Annotated in this window: 1 protein-coding gene; it reads left to right on the top strand. The window is 52.9% G+C overall.

Annotated elements, in window-relative coordinates; translation table 11 throughout:
• Nucleotides 1-308: 308 nt before the first annotated feature.
• Nucleotides 309-995: a response regulator transcription factor gene (locus tag CY652_RS23670; RefSeq protein ID WP_102133125.1), complete on the top strand. Its 687-nt coding sequence runs from the start codon at nt 309-311 to the stop codon at nt 993-995.
• The last annotated feature ends 289 nt before the right edge of the window (nt 996-1,284 follow it).

The following is a 1,284-nucleotide window of genomic DNA, read 5'->3' as shown; positions in this document are numbered from 1 at the left end:
CACTCGATTGCCGTCGGCTCTCGTCGCGTTCCATTCCTTGCATGCAACAGATCGCGCTTTGAACAATTGAAACCCGTTGCTCCCGGCTCCTGCTCCTTATCGCATGGCCTGATCTGGCATAAAACGGAGCGCCACGATAACGTCGATTTTTATATTGCGAGAATGCACGGGACACGCCTGGTTGAGGAGGCGATCCGAGAGGTGGGGACACGGTGTTGGCGTGGGCCAGATCGATCGGGGTAACGAGAAGAAGCGACTACCAGGTTTCTGTGATATGCCCAGTAAATGATTTATGGCAACCTGCGCGCATGAAGCCCTCAATTACCGAAAACGAGCGTCTGCTTCCTGGACCATTGTTGATCGTCGAGGATGAACCGATGGCAGAGCAGCGTTTGCGAAGCATCCTCATCGGTCTTGGCTATACGCTGGATGCTCTGCAGTTCGCAGCCGACATGGCGCAAGCGAGAGCAGCCTATGCTGCTCAACCGTTTGCCCTGGTGCTGACCGACATTGGTTTACCGGATGGAAGCGGAGTCGATCTGATACGTGAATGGTATTTGCAGGATCCGTCATTGCCGATACTTGTTATTTCTGCATGGAGTACCGCGGATATTATCGTGAAGGCTCTGCAAGCCGGTGCCGTGGGCTATTTACTCAAGGAGCGCGATGACATCGAGATTGCCCTGTCGATTCGTAGCGCCTTGCGCGGCGGGGCTCCTATCGATCCGTTCATTGCCAGGTATATCCTTTCGTCAATTGTGTCGACCGATACGGAGACAACGGAAAAAACGGCTCATCAGGTTCGGCTCACTGCGCGGCAGACGGAGATACTCTGTCTCGTCAGCAGAGGGTTGACCAATCGCGAAATCTCCCTGCAGTTGTCACTTTCATTGCTGACAGTCGAATGCCATATCCGGAACATCTACAAGAAACTGGCTGTCAGGTCTCGCACGCAGGCACTGTTCGAAGCCCGATCGCTTGGATTGCTGCGGTAGTTTTCCGGTACCCCTAATGTGCCGTCCGTATCTCTTCATGAGATCTCCCGGTAACTAGCGGGGATATTTGTTTCAGAAATATTTATTTGGGTCGAATGCATAGTCCTGCTTGTCCTTCTCTTAATTTATCCTCGATCTACCAGTTTTCGGGGATTGTTAGGCTAATTCATCATCGGTAGAGTCTGGAGCCTGTTAGTTGGTTGCGTGGCGAATGAGCTATGGAGCGGGATGCCCGTGTATTTGGGGCGAAAGCGTCCTCTGTCGCTTCCCAGCTATCTGCCGTCTTGAG

It is taken from the genome of Burkholderia sp. WAC0059 (assembly GCF_002870125.1).
In the GTDB taxonomy this organism is placed as follows: domain Bacteria; phylum Pseudomonadota; class Gammaproteobacteria; order Burkholderiales; family Burkholderiaceae; genus Paraburkholderia.
Note: the sequence above shows the minus strand (reverse complement) of the source record. Positions and strands in the feature narration are given on the sequence as shown.

Coding starts and splice junctions, on each gene's coding strand:
- CY652_RS23670 (WP_102133125.1), top strand. CDS start 309: ATGAAGCCCTCAATTACCGAAAACGAGCGTCTGCTTCCTGGACCATTG.